Annotated in this window: 11 protein-coding genes; all 11 read left to right on the top strand. The window is 63.4% G+C overall.

What is annotated here, in order from left to right; genetic code table 11:
• The first annotated feature begins 8 nt into the window (after positions 1–8).
• The 11 genes from NKI73_RS11270 (at position 9) to NKI73_RS11220 (ending at position 14,827) form a co-directional block, all read left to right on the top strand.
• The gene (locus NKI73_RS11270; RefSeq protein WP_352629492.1) at positions 9–1,433 is read left to right on the top strand and encodes an LLM class flavin-dependent oxidoreductase; all 1,425 of its coding nucleotides are present in this window, start codon (positions 9–11) and stop codon (positions 1,431–1,433) included.
• Positions 1,434–1,539: 106 nt separating this feature from the next.
• Positions 1,540–2,817, top strand: coding sequence for an acyl-CoA dehydrogenase family protein (locus NKI73_RS11265; RefSeq protein WP_352629490.1), 1,278 nt, complete (start codon positions 1,540–1,542; stop codon positions 2,815–2,817).
• On the top strand, positions 2,814–4,031 hold the full coding sequence (locus NKI73_RS11260; RefSeq protein ID WP_352629488.1) for a GNAT family N-acetyltransferase: 1,218 nt from the start codon (positions 2,814–2,816) through the stop codon (positions 4,029–4,031). Before NKI73_RS11265 ends, NKI73_RS11260 begins: the two co-directional genes overlap by 4 nt.
• A 124-nt stretch (positions 4,032–4,155) precedes the next feature.
• Positions 4,156–5,913 (top strand): ABC transporter substrate-binding protein, encoded by a 1,758-nt coding sequence (locus NKI73_RS11255; RefSeq protein WP_352629485.1) that lies wholly within the window; start codon positions 4,156–4,158, stop codon positions 5,911–5,913.
• Positions 5,914–5,942: 29 nt separating this feature from the next.
• Entirely contained in the window at positions 5,943–7,577 is a 1,635-nt protein-coding gene (locus NKI73_RS11250; protein WP_352629483.1) for a dipeptide ABC transporter ATP-binding protein, read from the top strand.
• A complete protein-coding gene (locus tag NKI73_RS11245; protein ID WP_352629482.1) occupies positions 7,570–8,535 on the top strand; it encodes an ABC transporter permease in 966 nt (321 codons plus the stop codon). The genes NKI73_RS11250 and NKI73_RS11245 overlap by 8 nt, the downstream gene beginning before the upstream one ends.
• Positions 8,536–8,539: 4 nt before the next feature.
• Positions 8,540–9,532 (top strand): ABC transporter permease, encoded by a 993-nt coding sequence (locus tag NKI73_RS11240; RefSeq protein ID WP_352629481.1) that lies wholly within the window; start codon positions 8,540–8,542, stop codon positions 9,530–9,532.
• A gap of 241 nt (positions 9,533–9,773) precedes the next feature.
• Positions 9,774–11,351, top strand: a complete 1,578-nt coding sequence (locus NKI73_RS11235) for an ABC transporter substrate-binding protein (RefSeq protein WP_352629479.1) — start codon at positions 9,774–9,776, stop codon at positions 11,349–11,351.
• 17 nt (positions 11,352–11,368) lie between these two features.
• Entirely contained in the window at positions 11,369–12,346 is a 978-nt protein-coding gene (locus NKI73_RS11230; protein ID WP_352629477.1) for an ABC transporter permease, read from the top strand.
• Between the two features lie 4 nt (positions 12,347–12,350).
• A complete protein-coding gene (locus tag NKI73_RS11225; protein ID WP_352629475.1) occupies positions 12,351–13,193 on the top strand; it encodes an ABC transporter permease in 843 nt (280 codons plus the stop codon).
• The gene (locus NKI73_RS11220) at positions 13,190–14,827 is read left to right on the top strand and encodes an ABC transporter ATP-binding protein (protein ID WP_352629473.1); all 1,638 of its coding nucleotides are present in this window, start codon (positions 13,190–13,192) and stop codon (positions 14,825–14,827) included. The genes NKI73_RS11225 and NKI73_RS11220 overlap by 4 nt, the downstream gene beginning before the upstream one ends.
• Positions 14,828–14,857 lie beyond the last annotated feature (30 nt).

Raw genomic sequence — 14,857 nt, 5'->3', positions numbered from 1 at the left:
GGTGAGCCATGACAAATTCCACCAGCGAGGCGGTCAAGCCTCTCATCCTCAACGGCTTCGGCATGACCGTGGTCGGCCATGTGTCGGCGGGCCTCTGGCGTCATCCGAGCGACCGCGCCCACAATTATACCAGCCTCGAATACTGGACCTCGCTGGCCAAGTTGCTCGACGATGGCGGCTTCGATGCGCTGTTCCTCGCCGACGCGCTCGGCCACCTCGACGTCTTTCGGGGCACGCCGGATGCGTCGCTGCGTACCGCCGCCCAGTCGCCGGTGAACGACCCGCTGCTGCTGGTCTCGGCAATGGCCGCCGCCACCAGGCATCTTGGGTTCGGCATCACCGTGTCGACGACCTATGAACAGCCCTATCTTCTCGCCCGCAAGTTCACCACGCTCGATCATCTGACCAAGGGCCGCATCGCCTGGAATGTGGTCACCTCGGTTCTCGAATCGGCGGCGAAGAATCTCGGCCTGGAACGCCAGATCGATCATGACGAGCGCTACGATCTCGCGCAGGAATTCCTCGATGTGACCTACAAGCTCTGGGAAGGTTCGTGGGAGGATGGGGCGGTCGTGCACGATCGCGAGAAGGGACTCTATACCGATCCCACAAAAGTCCATCCGATCGGCCATCGCGGCAAATATTTCTCCGTGCCCGGCGCGCATCTGGCGCAGCCCAGTCCGCAGCGCACGCCGCTTCTGTTCCAGGCCGGAACCTCGCCGCGCGGGCGCGAATTCGCCGCCCGCAACGGCGAGGTGGTGTTCCTCGGCGGCACCAGCACGGCATCCATCCGCCGCTCGATCGAGGCGATCCGCGCCCGCGCCGTCGAACTTGGACGAGCACCGGACGCGATAAAGTTCATCACGGCGGTTACCGTCATCACCGGAGCCACGGACGAGGAAGCCGAGGCCAAGCACAAGGACTATCTGTCCTACACCAGTGTCGAAGCAGCACTGGCGCTGTTTTCGGCATGGACCGGTGTCGACTGGTCGCAATATCCGCTCGACCATCCGCTCGAATATATCGAGACCAATGCCGGCCGCTCAGCACTTGCCAATCTGACGCGGATCGATGCCGACCGGCGTTGGACCGTGGCCGGGATCGCCGATTATATCGGGCTCGGCGGCATCCATCCCAAGCTGGTCGGCTCGCCGCAAAAGATCGCCGACGAGCTTGAACGCATCGCCGATGAATCCGGTGTCGACGGCTTCAATCTCGCCTATGTCGTCAGCCCGGGCACATTCGAGGATTTCATCGAATTCGTGGTGCCGGAACTGCGGCGGCGGGGCCGCATCCGCGAACGGGGCGCACCCGGCACAACGATCCGCGAGCGCTTCCAGGGCGAGGGACAGCGCCTGCTGCGCGACGACCATCCGGGAGCAGCCGCGCGCGACCGCTCGAGCTGGGGTGCAACAGCCGAGGCGGCCGAGTGAGCGGCATTTCGCCGAAGGCGCACTGGCGAACCTTGAAGGGGCTGCTCGCAGCCTGAAGCATGTCTGGTCTTTGGTGGCCGCGACAATGGAGCATGACGAGAAGACAATGTCGGACATCCAGATCTATCCCGGCCTCAGCGACGCCGAATTCGAGACCTGGGCCGAGAAGGCCCGCGACGTGGCGAGGCAACTCGCGGCGACGGCGCTCGAACGCGACAGGGCCAACAAGGACCCGGTGGAAGAACTGGCGCTGCTGCGCGACAGTGGCCTGCTTGGTCTCGCGGCACCGCGCGAATTCGGCGGCGCCGGCGCAAACCTTGTCCAGGCGCTCAAGATCAGCCGCATCATCGCCGCCGCCGATGGCTCGATCGGGCAGCTGATCGCCTATCACTATTCCAACGGTGTCTGGACCTACATTCTCGGCACGCGCCAGCAGTGGGAAAAGACGGCCCGCGGCGTCGGTTCACAAGGCTGGTTCCAGGGCGGCGTCAGCAATCCTCGCGACCAGTGGAATGAGATCGAGCATGTTGGCGGCCGCCGCTTCCTGAACGGCAAGCGCACTTTCGCAACCGGCGCGTCGGTGGCGCAGGTCATCACCGTCAGCCTGTGGGACAACGGCAAACGCGCCCACTACCAGATCCCGCCGACGCGCAAGGGCATCAGCTTCGGTTCCGACTGGGACAATCTCGGCCAGAGGCTAACGGCGAGCGGAAGCGTCACTTTCGACCGTGTCGAGGTCTTCGAGAACGAGTTGCTCAGCGCCCTCGACGACTATCAGGGCGATGTCGAGTTGCGCGACGGCCTGCGCGTCCTGTTCAGCCAGCTCATCTTCATCAATTTCTATCTCGGCATCGCCGAGGGAGCCCTTGCCGCCGCCGCCGATCATGTCCGCCGCTTTGGCCGGCCTTGGCCGGAGTCCGGGCTGGAACGAGCGATCGACGATCCCTACCATCTGGTGCTGTTCGGCCGGCTCTCCGCAGGCGTAGCGGCGGGCATCGCGATAGCCGACAAGGCCGCTGCGCTCTACGAGGCGGCACTGCATGCCGGCTCATCAATTACCGGGCAACAATGGGGCGAACTCGCAACGATTATCGACCAGGGCAAGATCGTCGCCAACGACGTCGTGCTCGACGTGACGGCGCGCATCTTCGAGGCGACGGGTGCGCGCTCGACGGCCAACAAATATGGCCTCGACATCTATTGGCGCAACGCGCGCACCCACACCGTCCATGACCCGGTCTCCTACCGGGCACGCGAGGTCGGCACATATCTGCTGGCCGAAACGCTGCCCAGGCCGCGCACCTACGCGCAGCCGCCCCAGCCGGAAGCGCACAAGCCGGATGAGCAGAGGCCTGAAGCCGTGCCCAGGCGGAAGGCGTCATGATATCGGATGTGCGCCTTCTGACCGGGAAGGCCGAACTCGCGCAGGCCGCGCGCACCTTCCGCACGGCCATGGTCGGCCTGCCGCCGCTCGGCCCGATCGACGACACGCTGATCGACAGACTGTTCGAGCCGGATCGCACCTGGGGCGCCTTTGACGGTGAGACGCTCGTCGGAACCACCGACTCCTATTCGGGACGGATGGCGGTTCCCGGCGGCGCCTGGCTGCCGCAGGCCGCCGTCACCCATGTCGGCGTGCTGCCCACCCATACGCGGCGTGGCGCGGCCACGGCGCTGTTCAAGGCGCAGCTTCGCGCGGCGCGCGAGCAGGGTGAGGCGGCGGCCACCTTGCGGGCCTCCGATGCGCGCATCTACGGCAATTTCGGCTATGCGATCGCCAACACGTCCGTCAGCTTCGAGGTCGACACGCAGCGCGCGCGTCTGCGGGCAGGCCTGATGTCCAGGGACCAGGTTCGGCTGATCGATAGTGACGATGCCTGGGCAGTACAGGCGCGCATCTATGCAGGCCAGTCGGCTCCGCGCGCAGGCGTCATCACGCGCTCGTCCTATTGGTGGGATTTCCAGGCGTTGCGGCAGGCCAACAGCGGCGCGCCGGCCTATGTCGCCATTCACGGCGAGAAAGGCTCGGAAACCGGGTTCGTGCGCTATCACCCTGTCGGCCTCGACAGCTGGTTCACCAGCTCGGAACGCACCATCGTGGTCGACGATATCGTGGCCTACAGTCCGGCCGCCTATATCGCGCTGGTCGCGCATCTGCTGGCGGTCGACCTGCCGCATCGCATCGTCTTCTGGAGCCGTCCCGCGGACGATCTGCTGCCATGGCTGTTCGAGGATTTTCGGAGCGTTCGCGTATCGGCGGTGCGCGACGAAACATGGCTGCGGCTCCTGGACGTGGAAAAGGCCCTGACCGCTAGAACCTATGCCGGACGGGACAGCGTCGTGCTGGAAGTCTCCGACGCCATCCTGCCCGAGAACACGACCCGGTTGCGCCTCTCGCCAGAGGGGGCCGAGCGCACCAATCTGTCCGCCGCCGTTGTGACCGATGTGGCTACGGTTTCGGCGGCCTATCTCGGCGGCGTGAAATGGTGGCAACTCGCGCAGACGGGGCGCCTCAATGCCTTCGACAGCGCCGCGGTCGAAACGCTCGACGCGCTGTTCACGGCGCCAGCCTTGCCGCATTCCGGAACAATGTTTTGACAGGCGACGCTAATATAAAATGCAATTTGAAAGCTGCACTGAAAAATAGACAATTTTATCTCTAAATTACAATCGCTTACTGCAATGGTAGTACGAAGAATTTCTTGCTAACTGGAGAGAAGTAATGGCAACAAAAGTTGCGCGCAATCTATCCAAAGGTGTTGCCGCCGGCCTGATGGTATTTTCTGCACTTGGTGCCTCCACGCAGGCGGAAGATCTGAAGCCTGGTGGGGTTCTGCGGATTGCTTCGATCCAGTCCGACCTCGATGCGTTCGATCCGCTTACCGGCTACAGCATCGATTCCTGGGAAATCCTGCGCGCGACGACGCGTCAGCTGGTGACCTATCCGGGCTCGCCCGCCGGCCTCAAGGAGGACACCACTCTGGTACCGGATCTCGCCAAGTCCTGGGACATCAGCGACGACGGCAAGGTCTACACCTTCCATCTGAAGGACGACGTTTTCTTCTCGGGTTCGACCGAACGCAAGATCGTCGCCAGCGATTTCGTCTATGGCGTCAAGCGCTTCTGCGATCCCAACAAGCAGGTCGCCGCCATCAACTATTTCAACCTCGTGATCTCCGGCTTCGTCGACTATTGCAAGGAATTCGCGAAAGTGCCGACGGGCGATCTGGCGGCAACCAAGGCCTTCACCGACACGCATGAGATTGCCGGTGTCTCGGCTCCCGATGAGCACACGCTGGTCATCAAATCGGATACCAAGAACTACGATTTCCTCAACATCCTTTCGATGAACTTCGTGTCGCCGGTGGCGCCCGAGATCGCGTCCAAATATTTCCCGGACTCGCTGGAGTCGCGCAAGAACCTGCCGTCCAGCGGCCCCTACTATGTCGACACCTACGAGCAGGGTCAGAAGCTGGTCCTGAAGAAGGCAAAGAATTTCAAGCCGGAGTCCGACCAGGCGCGCAAGGCCTATGCCGATGAGATCGACATCGACTTCACCGCCAACAGCGAGGACAGCGTCGTCCAGAAGATCATCGCCGGCGAGGCCGATCTGTCGCTTTATCTCGATATCCCGCCCATCCCGACGATCCAGCGCTTCCTGTCGCAGAAGAGCCCCAACATCCATGTGACGAACAGTGGATCGGCGAACTTCATCACCTTCAATCAGCGGCCGGAGGTCAAGAGCGACGGAGCCGAGGCGCTGCGCAAGCTGAAGGTCCGGCAGGCGCTGACCTATGCGGTGAACCGTGAGCATCTGGCGCAGACGCAGGCCGGTTCGATCGGCGCTGTGCCGCTCACCCAGATCATCACCTCCACCATCCTTGGTTTCGAGAAGTTCGATCCGTACCCGACCGAGAGCTACAGGGGCGATCCGGCCAAGGCCAAGCAATTGCTTGCCGAGGCGGGCTATCCGAACGGCATTGCATTTGACGCCATCTATCGCGGCAACGCACAGTTCGAAGCCATCGCCGTGACCGCGAAGGAGGATCTGGAGGCGGCGGGCATCACGCTCAACCTGATCCCGATCCCGCCGACGCAGTGGTACGCCTTCATCCAGGATCCGAAGAGCCGTTGGGATCTTTCCCTGGGCGGCACCTTCTCTCCCGATTGGCAGGGACCGAGCACGCGCATGCTGCTCGGCGGCTGGCTGAATTCGGACGCGGCACCTTGTGGCACCGGCAATGTCCACGCCATCTGCTACAGCAATCCGGCGCTCAACAAGCTCGCGGCGCAGGCTTATCCATCCGACGATCCGGGACCGATCTGGACGAAGGCCGACCAGCTCGTCTCCGCCGACTTGCCTTGGATCCCGCTGTTCGAGAAGCGCAAGGTCGTGGTCACCTCCGATCGTCTCGCCAACTGGGTATGGTCGTCGCTGGCAGTCAATGCCGACATCACCAACATCGCTCTCAAGCAGTAGCAAGCCCGGACCGGCAAAAGGAGGCGCGCGTGCCCATCTTCTCCATCGCCTATCTGCGCGTCGCATTCGGCGGCGTGGACGTGGTGCATGGCGTCTCGTTCTCCGTCGAGCCGGGCAGGACGCTCGCCATCGTCGGTGAATCGGGCTCGGGCAAGAGCGTGTCGCTGCTCGGCGCCACCGGCCTTCTGCCGCCGGCGGCGAGCGTACGCGGCAGCGTCCTGCACAAGGGTGATGAGATACTGGGCCTCGGCGCCGGCGACCTGCGCCGGCGGCGAGGCGCCGACATCGGCTTCATCTTCCAGGATCCGCTCAGCAACCTTCATCCACTGAAGACCATCGGCCAGCAGATCGCCGAAGCGATCACCGCCCACCACAGGGTGGGACGCGGGGAATTGCGTCAGCGCGTTCTCGATCTTCTGGCCGATGTCGGTATCCCCGATCCTTCGGCCCGTGTGAACGACTATCCCAGGCAGTTCTCCGGCGGCATGCGCCAGCGTGTGATGATCGCCGCGGCGATCGCGCTCAATCCCGGCCTCATCATTGCCGACGAACCGACGACGGCGCTCGACGTGACCGTGCAGGCGTCGATCCTCGATCTGCTGAAGCGAATTCAGCAGGACCATGGCACGGCAATGATCTTCATCAGCCACGATCTGGCCGTCGTTTCGGACATTGCCGACGATGTCCTGGTGATGCGTGCGGGACGGGTGGTGGAGCAGGCGCCGGCCGAGCTGATCTACCAGGCACCGCGCCAGGCCTACACCAGGGAGCTGCTCGGTGCGGCGCGACTTGGCGGCCTTGTCGCACGCGCGGCGCGGCCACCCTTGCCTGTGGCGCCCGACCTGCTTTCCGTCGCGGCAATCGCGCGTTCCTTCGCAGGCCGCTCCGCTGCGGGCGCTCTGATCAGGCCAGTACTTAAGGATATCTCGTTCAGCGTCCGCGAGAACGAGATTGTCGGCCTCGTCGGCGAATCCGGTTCCGGTAAGTCGACGATCGGCCGGCTGATCGCCGGCCTCGACCAGCCGGACGAAGGCAGCATCTCGTTGCGTGAGCGTAGCTATTCCCGTCCGGGTGCCGGCGGCGTCGCTTTCGACCGGCAATTACGATCGGACATACAAGTCATCTTCCAAGACCCCTATTCCAGCCTCAACCCGCGGCGGCGCATCCGGTCCATTCTGGCGGAACCCTTCATCATCGGCACCAGACTGGACGCAGCAGCGATACGCAGGCGCGTGCAAGATCTGGTGCGCGATGTCGAACTTCCCGACGACGTGCTCGACCGTTTCCCGGCCCAGCTTTCAGGTGGCCAGCGGCAGCGCGTCGCCATCGCGCGCGCCATTGCGCTCGAACCGTCGCTGATCGTCGCCGACGAGCCGGTATCGGCACTCGACATCACGACACAGGCAAAGATCATCAAATTGCTGCAGACCATTCGCCGGCAGCGAGGCCTGTCGCTGCTGTTCATCTCGCACGATCTGGGTGTCGTGTCGGAACTGTGCGACCGCGTCATCGTGCTGGAGAAGGGCGTCATCGTGGAAGCCGGCGAGACAGCCCGTGTCTTCGGCGCTCCCCGGCACCCCTACACAATCCGGCTGATAGACGCGATCCCCGGCAAGGCTTTGCAGCGCAACCCGGTTCCCGAGCGGATCGCCGCGCATGCCTGAGATCCGTGCCCTGGCGTCCGTCCAGGATCATGTCCTGCTAGGACATGGCGAGGTCGTGAAATCATACAGGTCGCTGCTTCTCCATGCACTGCTGCGCGAGCGTTCCTTCCGCATTGGCGCGCTGATCATAGGCTTTGTCACCGCCGGTGCGCTGCTGGCGCCCGTGGTCGCATGGCTGTTGGGGCACGGGATGACCGAGCAGTTCCGCGATACCGCATTGACCGAGATGGGGCTGCCGACCGGCCCCACGCTCGAATTTCCACTTGGCGCCGACGGCAATGGCCGCGATGTGCTGGTGAGGACGCTCTACGGCGCGCGCGTGTCGCTGGCCATCGCCATCCCGGCGACCACGCTTGCCATGATCATCGGCACCGCCATCGGCCTCGTCAGCGGATTTCTTGCCGGCCGTGTCGACCGCATCATTTCGCAGGCCGTGGACGTCGCTTTGTCCTTCCCGTTCATCGTCACCGCGCTCAGCCTTCTGTCGCTGAACCGGGGCGCCGACGGCAAGCCGCTGGTCGCGCCCTCGCTGGTGGTCGTCCTGATCATAACCCTGTTCTCGTGGACGTATTTCGCCCGGCTGACGCGTGGCCTTGTGCTCGTCTTGCGCCGCAGCCCGTTGGTGGAGGCCGCGCAGACGATCGGCGCCTCGGAGACCAGGATCATCGTGAGGGAAATCCTGCCGAACATCGCGCCGGTGATCCTGGTCTACTGGGCGGTGCAACTGCCGACCAACATCATCGCCGAAGCGACGCTCTCCTTCCTCGGCGTCGGCGTGCAGGCGCCGCAGCCGAGTTGGGGCAACATGATCGCCGAGGCGCAGCGCTCCTCCCTCTACCAGTTACAGCCCTGGTTCCTGCTCGGCCCCGGCATCGCGTTGTTTCTCACCGTAGCCGGATTCAACACGCTGAGCGCCGGCTTGCGCAACGTCCTCGATCCCCATCGCCGCAGCGGGTGACGCGATGATCCGGTATACAGGCGGGCTGATCTTCAGGGCGCTCTCGACGCTCCTCATCGTGCTGGTGATCGCGTTCTTCATCACCCGCATAGCCTATCGCAATCCGGCCGCCATGCTGGCGCCGCGCAACGCCAGCCAGCAGGCGATCGATGCCATAGCGCACGCGCTGCGGCTCAACGAGCCATGGTATCTGCAGCTGTGGTACTATCTCTACCGCGGTCCTGATATCCAGGGCGCGCCGATGGGGATTGCTCACTGGCCGCCGGCGCTGGGCTACTCCTTCCGCAAGCAGACACCGGTGACCGATCTCATCCTGTCCAAGGTGCCAGTGACGCTATCGCTCGCCCTTGGTGCAGTCGTCATCTGGATGACGTTTTCGATCCTGCTTGGCGTGATTGCCGCGCGCCGGCAAGGCTCCTGGCTGGACAGGCTGATATCGGGCTTCGCCTATGCGAGCCTGTCGGTGCCGACGTTCCTCTCCGGCATCCTGATCTCCTACTTCCTGTTCTTCCAGCTCTCTAACTATGGGATCTTCTGGTTTCCAAGCAGCGGCTACGTTCCGCTGACGGAAGACCCATTCGAATGGGCCCGTCATCTGGCGCTGCCGTGGCTGACACTGGCGCTTGCCGAGATCGGCATTTTCCAGCAGCTGGTTCGCGCCAGCATGCTCGAGATCCTTGGCGAGGACTACATAAGGACCGCGCGCGCCAAGGGTGTTCCGGAATGGCGGGTCTACTACGATCATGCGTTGAAGGCCGCCCTCAATCCGGTGATCACGCTCGGCGGTCTGGAACTCGCCGTCATCATGGGCGGTGCGATCGTCACCGAGACGATCTTCGGGCTGGATGGCGTCGGCCGGCTGGCCATCAACTCGGCACTAGAAGGCGATTTTCCGGTCGTCATCGGCACGACGGTCTTCGCCGCGGTATCGTTCGTGTTCTCCACGTTCGCCGTCGATATCATAACCAGATGGCGCGACCCGGTGGGCCTGTCGTGACCGCCCGCCATCAGGCAATTCGCTCTCATTTCAGCACGGATATTGGGAAAAATATTCGCTCTGCCCGATATCGGTGAAGCGCGTTCCCTTATCATAATCCCCTTTGTCTATAATCTTAGTACACAAACTGGCGCCGCAGTTCGCTAGAGGCAGGTCAGGCGCGCCATCCTGCGGAACCACACTATCCCGCGGGGCGACATCTCAGGCCCCGCGATCAATCATTCGACAAGGTGAATTCACAATGATCTCCCGCCTGTTGCGCACCCTCATGCTGTCTCTAGCAGTCACGCTCCTGACGCTGACCGGACTGGCGGCACAGGAGGCAGGCGGGACGCTCAACCTGATCGTTCAGCCCGAGCCGCCGACGGTCAATGTCGGCGTCAATCGTCTCGGCCCGACGACCTATGTCGGCAACAAGATCTACGAAAGCCTGTTGACCTACTCGGCCGATCTGAAGCCGCTGCCGAGGCTGGCGCAGAGCTGGTCGATTTCCGATGACGGCCTGGTCTACACCTTCAACCTGCGCCACGACGTCAAATGGCATGACGGCCAGCCCTTCACGGCCAAGGACGTGGTCTTCAGCTTCCAGAAATTCCTGCCCGCACTTCAGGCCCGCTCGCGGCTCAATCTGGCGGAGGTGAAGGATATCGCCACGCCGGACGACTACACCGTGGTGTTCACGCTCAAGGCGCCGTACCCGGCCTTCATCTATGTGCACAACACCGCCGTGCTGCCGGCCCATCTCTATGAGGGGGTGACGGACTTCCGCACTGCCGAGGCAAACAGCAAGTTCATCGGCACCGGTCCGTTCAAATTCGCGGAGTGGAAGAAGGGGTCATTCATCCACCTTGTCCGCAACCCTGACTATTGGGATGCCGGCAAACCCCATCTGAACGACATCTTCTTCCATGTCATCCCTGACGCCAACAGCCGCGCGGTCGCCTTCGAAACCGGCCAGGTCGATGTCCTGCGCGCAGGCGACGTCGAGAATTTCGACATCACGCGGTTGGCCGGGCTCGATGGCGTGCAACTGACCGAAGCAGGCTGGGAATTTCTTCAACCGGTCGGCTACATCCACCTCAACAATCGCCACAAGCCCCTCGATGATGCGCGTGTGCGCCAGGCGATCGCGCATGCGATCGATCGCCAGTTCATCATCGACACGATCTTTGGCGGATTCGGCCACGAGACCAACGGTCCGCTGTCGCGCCTGTCGCGGTTCAAGGACTCATCGGTCGAAACGAAATATGAATTCGATCCAGCCAAGGCAAATGCCATCCTCGACGAGGTTGGCCTGAAACCCGACGGTAACGGTGTGCGTTTCGAACTGCAGTTCGTTCCTCTGCCCTATGGCGAGCTGTGGCAGCGCGAGGCGGAATATATCCGGGAGGCGCTGGCGCCTGTCGGCATCAAGGTCAACATCGTGGCAACCGATGTGCCGGGATGGTTCAAGCGGCTCACCACCTTCGACTATGATCTTGCCGAGAACTTTGTCTACACCACGCCCGACCCGGCGATTGGCATCAGCTACGCCTATACCACGCTGCAAGGCGACAATGCGGGCACGACCGGCGGCAACGTGCATGGCTATTCCAACCCGGCCGTCGACAAGCTTCTCGCCGATGCCGCGCATGAGAATGATTTCGACAAGCGCAAGACGCTCTATTCGCAAGCCCAGAAGATCATTTCCGCGGACGTGCCGCTCATCTGGACGCACGACATCGTCTTTCCGACGCTCTACCGAACCAAGGTCCGCAACCTGATCACCACCGGTCTCGGCACCGACGAGAATTTCGCCGATGTCTGGCTGGCGAAATAGCCGCGGAGCCGGATGAGATGGGTCGTCTTGGCTTCCTGACGGGACGGGCTGCCCGCGCGGTTCTCATTCTGTTTGGCGTTATCGTCCTCAACTTCGTACTGCTTCGGCTGGCACCCGGAGATGCGGCATCGGTACTGGCCGGAGATCAGGGCGCGGCCGACCCGGCCTTTGTCGAGGAACTGCGCCATGACCTCGGGCTCGATCGTTCTGTTCCCGAGCAATTGTGGATCTACACCAAGTCGCTGGCGCGTCTCGACTTCGGCCAGTCCTATCGGGACCAGCGTCCTGTCATCGACATCATCGCCGAACGGCTGCCGGCGACGCTGCTTCTGACCTTGACGGCATTTGGTTTTGCGCTGACGGCCGGCATTACGCTCGGGTCGATCGCCGCCCGGCACGCCGGTAGTTTGCTCGACACCGTGCTCACCGGCATTTCGGTGATGTTCTTTGCCATGCCGCTGTTCTGGACCGGCCTGATGGCGATCCTGCTGTTCTCGGTCTGGCTGAACTGGCTGCCATCCTACGGCATGCAGACAGTAGGCGAGGGCGGGTCGGACCTCTCGCTTGTCGGGGATGTCGCCCTTCATCTCATTCTTCCGGCGCTGACGCTCGGCCTGTTCTACATGGCCATCTACATGCGCGTGACGCGCGCCTCGGTGCTCGACGTGCTCGATCGCGATTTTGTCCGCACCGCCTGGGCCAAGGGTCTGAAACCGGGCCTGATCTGGCGCCAGCATGTTCTGAGGAACGCGCTGCTGCCGATCATCACCTTCGCCTCCTTGCAAGCCGGACAACTGATCGGCGGGTCGATCCTGATCGAGACGGTGTTCGCCTGGCCAGGCGTCGGGCGTCTCGCCTTCGATGCCCTCATGCAGCGCGACTACAACCTCCTGCTGGCGATCTTCTTCATCACCTCGGCGATCGTCGTCGTCATCAATCTGGTCGCGGATTTTCTCTACGTTGCCGCCGATCCGCGCATCGAACTGGGGGCTTGAGGCCATGGCCCTTCTGCGAAGCTCGTTCCTCAGGCATCCGGGCGCCGTTGCCGGCGCGCTGATCCTGATCGCGATCCTGCTGATGGCGGTCTTCGCCGGCATTCTCTTTCCGGGCGATCCCTGGCGCATGGTCGCCCGTCCGAACCTGCCGCCCTTCAGTCCGGGTCATCTGTTCGGCACCGACATGCTAGGCCGCGATCTTGCGGCCGGCATCGCCCACGGGGCACAGGTCACGCTGCTGATCGCTTTGGCGGTGACGCTGCTCGCCGTCGCCTTCGGCACGGCGATAGGTGCTGTCGCCGGCTATTTCGGCGGCTGGGTCGATGACGTCGCCATGCGGTTCACCGAGTTCTTCCAGACCATCCCGAGCTTCCTGCTGACGGTCGTCATCGTTGCGATCATCGCGCCTTCGTTGACCTCGATCATCCTGGCCATTGCAATCGTCAGCTGGCCGCAGATCGCACGGCTGGTGCGGGCCGAGGTGCTCAGCCTCGTGAACCAGGACTTCGTGCGGGCGGCACGGGTTGGCGGGCTGTCGACTGCCCGCATCATCTGCGGGCACATCCTTCCTAACGTCCTGTCGCCGGTGATCGTCGCCGCTTCGCTGATGACGGCGACCGTCATCCTGATCGAGTCCGGCATCAGCTTCCTTGGTCTGGGCAATCGCGAGTTCGTCTCCTGGGGTTATCTGCTCGGCACCGGCAGGACCGCCTTTCGCGTCAACTGGTGGCTGTCGACCATTCCGGGCCTGGCGATCTTCCTCACCGTTCTTTCCCTGAACCTCGTCGGCGACGGCCTGAACCATTGGCTCAACCCTCGAAACAGCAATCGCGGCGGGCGCGCATGACGGCTCTGGTCGAGATCGACGATCTCTCCATCGCGTTGCCGGTCGATGCCGATCGGGCATTGGCCGTAGAGGGCGTGTCGTTGCGCATCGACCGTGGCGAAGTGCTCTGCCTGGTTGGCGAATCCGGGTCCGGCAAATCCATACTGGCAGCGGCCATTGCCGGTCTGTTGCCGGCGAAGCAGCTTCAGGTCGCCGCCGGTGCGATCCGTTTCGACGGCCGCGACGTCGCCGGGATCAGCGAGGCCTCGTTTCGGCTGCTGCGCGGCAAGCGCATAGGCTTTGTCTTCCAGGAACCGATGAGCGCGCTCAATCCGGTGCTGACCATCGGTCGCCAGATCGAGGAAGCGCTCGCCGCGCATGACGGTGGTGACCGCAGGGCGCGCGCCGCTCGCGTGCTGGAGCTGGCGCGGGCAACCAGGCTTCCGGATCCGGAGACGATCATCCACCGCTACCCGCACCAGCTTTCGGGCGGGCAGCGGCAACGGGTGATGATCGCCATGGCGATCGCCAACGACCCGGACCTGCTGATAGCCGATGAGCCGACCACCGCGCTCGACGTCACGACCCAGGCTGAAATCCTGCGGCTGATCCTTGAAATCCGCGAAAGGCTCGGCCTCGCGATCCTGTTCATTACGCATGATTTCGGCGTGGTCGCCGACATTGCCGACCGTGTCATGGTGATGAAGGAGGGGCGGGTGGTTGAGGCCGGCCGAGCGCATGATGTCCTCGAAGCGCCGTCGCAGCCTTACACACGCCGCCTGATCGAAGCCGTTCCGGTTCTGCATGCCAATGCAACGGACAGACAGGACGCAGGGGATCCGTTTCTCGTGGTCCGCGGGCTGACCAAGACCTATCGCGATCGCCGCGCGCCATGGCGGCGGCAAATATCCGCCACCAGGGCACTCGACGGCGTCAGCCTGACAATCGGGCCAGGCGAGACGGTCGCCTTGGTCGGTGAATCCGGTTCGGGCAAGACGACGCTCGGCCAATGCGTTGTAGGGCTGGCCGACTGGGATGAAGGCAGCCTGCGCTTTGACGGGCGTGATCTCGCCGGGACGACACGCGAACGGACTTTGCGTCCGCGTATCCAGATGGTGTTTCAGGATCCCTTCGCCTCCCTCAATCCTCGCCATCGCGTCCGCCGCATCCTGACCGAAGCCGCCATAGTCAACGGCCTTTCGCGCGAGAGGGCCGAGGAGCGCATGTCCCGTCTTCTTGTCCGCGTCGGGCTTGATCCCAGTGCGGCCGATCGATTTCCGTACGCTTTCTCGGGAGGCCAAAGGCAGCGCATCGGCCTGGCGCGAGCACTCATGCTTGAGCCCGATCTGCTCGTCGCCGACGAGCCGGTCTCGGCCCTGGATGTCTCGATACAGGCGCAGATCCTCGACCTTCTGGCGGAAATCAAACGCGACCTCGGCCTGTCGATGCTGTTCATCACGCACGACCTGCGTGTCGCCTCGGCGATCGCCGACCGCATCGTCGTCATGCAGAACGGCAAGATCGTCGAGGATGGACCGGCGGAGCAGGTGTTGACGCGACCCCAATCCGACTATGCGCGTGCGTTGCTGGCGGCGGTCCCAGGCCTGTCTTGGGAGCGCAGCCGCGAGCAGATCAACCGGGCGGCCGCGGAATAGAGGTGCTTTGCGATCGGTGCGGCGAAACGA

Origin of the sequence: Mesorhizobium sp. M0496, assembly GCF_040321205.1 — a bacterium.
In the GTDB taxonomy this organism is placed as follows: Bacteria; Pseudomonadota; Alphaproteobacteria; order Rhizobiales; family Rhizobiaceae; genus Mesorhizobium.
This window is presented reverse-complemented; position numbering and strand designations above follow the sequence as displayed.